2 protein-coding genes are annotated in these 2,773 nt (G+C 75.5%); one reads left to right on the top strand and one right to left on the bottom strand.

Annotation, left to right across the window (positions count from 1 at the left end):
• The coding region (locus tag CCN29_RS33765; protein ID WP_442538676.1) for a PP2C family protein-serine/threonine phosphatase at window positions 1-1,800 on the bottom strand (1,800 nt) is incomplete at its 3' end.
• A gap of 290 nt (window positions 1,801-2,090) precedes the next feature.
• On the opposite strand from CCN29_RS33765, the gene CCN29_RS33760 reads away from it, so the two are divergent.
• Window positions 2,091-2,726, top strand: a complete 636-nt coding sequence (locus CCN29_RS33760) for a hypothetical protein (protein WP_086686278.1) — start codon at window positions 2,091-2,093, stop codon at window positions 2,724-2,726.
• Window positions 2,727-2,773 lie beyond the last annotated feature (47 nt).

Genomic DNA, 2,773 nt, shown 5'->3' with positions numbered 1-2,773 from the left:
GGCGTTGGTGACGAGCTCGCTGACGATGATCTCGGTGGTGAAGACGCGGTCGTCGAGGCCCCAGACGGCGAGCTGCTGCCCGGTGAGCCGGCGGGCCGTGCCGACCACGGACGCGTCCGCGGGCAGCGTCCAGTCGGCGACCCGGTCCGGCGGCAGACACCCGGTGCGGGCGAGCAGCAGGACGGCGTCGTCGTACCGGGAGGGCGTCAGGCGGTAGAGGGCGGTGTCGCACAGCTCCTGGAGGGGCCGGGACGGGGTGGCCAGTACGTGCTCCAGGCGGTGCACGGCGTCCGCGTCGCCGTCGCCCAGTCCTTCCGAGCCCAGCAGGCCGCTGGTGACGTGCGCGATCAGGCAGCCCGGCGGGAGGCGGGTGACGGCCGGCAGGAAGGCGGCCCCCTCCTCGGCGCCCAGCGGCGGGCCGAGCGGCACGTCGACGCCGATCGGCGAGCCGTCCGGGTCCACCAGGATCGGGGCGGGATGCCCGGCCCGCATCATGGAACACTGCCGGGAGACCGGGTCGTAGACGGTGACCGCGCAGGTCGCCAGGTAGGGGTGCCCGTCGCGGGAGTCGGCGGCCGTGAGCTGCCCGGCGACCTCGTCCAGATGCGTCAGCACCTCGTCGGTCTCCAGGTCCTGCAAGGCCAGGGTGCGCAGCGCGACGCGGAGCTGCCCCATGGTGGCCGCCGCCTCGATGCCGTGACCGGCGACGTCCCCGACGACCAGCGCCACCCGGGTCCCGGACAGCGGGATGACGTCGAACCAGGCGCCGCCCGCGCTCTCCGGCAGGTACACGTGGGCGATCTCCACCGCCGTGAGGCGCGGGGTCACGCCCGGCTGGAGCCGCCGCTGGAGGGCGGACGCCACCGCGTGCTCACGGCGGTAGCTGCGCGCGTTGTCCAGGTGCACGGCCGCGGTGGCGGCGGCCTGCCGGGCCACGTCCAGGTCGGCCTCCTCGAAGGCGTCGACCCGGGCGCGGTACAGCGTCAGCAGCCCCAGCACGGTGTCCCGGGCGGTGAGCGGCGCCACGATCATGGAGTGGACCTGGCGTCCCAGCAGGGCGGCGAAGCCGTCCGGGTCCGTCGCCAGCCACGGGTCGTCCGGGGTGACCTGCACCAGCCGCGCGTGCGCGTCGCTGAGGGCCTGCGTGTACGGCGTGGGGAACGGGAACGGACGGCTGTCGCCGGTGCGCCGGACCGGCTCGACCGAGTCGGGGGCGGCGAACGCGACCCGGCGCAGCGGCACGGACGTCGGCAGGGGACCGGACGGGGGCGCCGCGCCGGCGGGGTCGTCGTCCAGCAGGTCCACGGCCGCCGCGTCGGTGAACGCCGGCACCAACGCGTCGACCAGGGCGTCCGCCGTGGCCTGCACGTCCAGCGTGGCGCCGACGGTGAGGTGCACCGCGCTGAGCACGGCCAGACGGTCCGCCGCGGCCTGCCGCTCGGTCACGTCCTCCACCACACCGACCACGCCGGGGCCGCCACGCAGCGGGAACAGCGCCACCTCCACGGCCATCGTCCGGTGCGGTTCGGACGGGCTCCGGCCGCGCAGCAGCCGGCCGCGCAGGGGCTCGCCGGTCGCGAGCACCTCGTCGATGAGATGACCGATCTCCGGTTCCACGTCGGGCGCGAAGTCCCGCACGTCGTGACCGACGACATCGCCGGAGGGCAGGCCGCTCACCCCGCGCGCGGACGGGTTGTACCGGGTGACCTTGCGGTCGCCGTCGAGCAGGAACATCCCCTGGGAGGAGCCGGCGAACAGCGCGTCCAGCACCGCGGCGTCGTCGACGGGGCCGTCCGGCACGGCAGACTCCCTTCACGGGCCCATCCCCTCCCGGCCTCCTCTCACCTTCTCGCATCACCGGCACGGGGCAACTCGGACGGTCCCGGCGTACGCGGGTACCGGCCCGCCGAACGGCCCCGAGCGGCGGCGGAGGGCCCCCGGACGCCCCTGGGGAACCGCGTGGAGAATTTCCCCCGCGGGTGTCATCCGGCGGGCCGGGTGCCGGGGTTTGTACGGATGGAGAGGCGCCCTCCGTCCATCAGATCGCCCGGGTCCACAAGGGCCCGAGTTCCACGAGGAGTTGCCCGTTCATGAAGCGGACACTGAAGTACCTGGCCGGTGCGGCCGTCACGGCCGCGGTGGCCGGCACGGCCACCCTGGCGTACGCGGCGCCCCACGACACGGCCGGCCGCGCGGCGCACTCCGCGACGACGCAGGCGGCGACGGCACAGGCGCCGCAGGCGGCGAGCGCCGAGGCAGCTGCCGAAGCCGCCGCCCCGGCGGCAGCCAGGCCGCACGCCCCCACACCCCGCATCGTCCAGCCCGGCGAGCGCGTCACCGGCGCGCCCGGCTTCGAGCTGTGGCTGACGCCCGAGGGCAAGCACTGGACCACGCCGGACATGCCCGAGGGCCAGTTCCGCAGCGTGGTCGACGGCAACATCGACCTGACCACCCCCGGCGTCTCCCTCCAGTCCGAGGGCACCCCGGAGCGCGTCTACCTCTCCGGCCTGTACTACGGCGGCAAGGGCACGGCGTCCGTCGTCGAGCTCGAGACGGCGGCGGGACCGGTGCGCGGCAAGCTGCTGGAGCTGCCCGGCCGTCCCGGCTGGGGCGTCTGGTACGCCACCGCGAAGCCCGTGCCGGCCGACGACTCCTGGCACTTCGTCTCCGAGGTGACCGTCCGCAACACCAAGGGCAAGGTCTACGCCTCGATGTCGCTGCGCTGACCCCGCGGGCGGGGGACCGGCCGGTCCCCCGCCCGCGGGGTCAGCGC

It is taken from the genome of Streptomyces pseudogriseolus (assembly GCA_002154585.1).
Classification (GTDB): domain Bacteria; phylum Actinomycetota; class Actinomycetes; order Streptomycetales; family Streptomycetaceae; genus Streptomyces; species Streptomyces pseudogriseolus.
This window is presented reverse-complemented; position numbering and strand designations above follow the sequence as displayed.

Excerpts from the sequence above, each read along its gene's own strand:
- CCN29_RS33760 (WP_086686278.1), top strand. The coding sequence starts at position 2,091 with ATGAAGCGGACACTGAAGTACCTGGCCGGTGCGGCCGTCACGGCCGCG.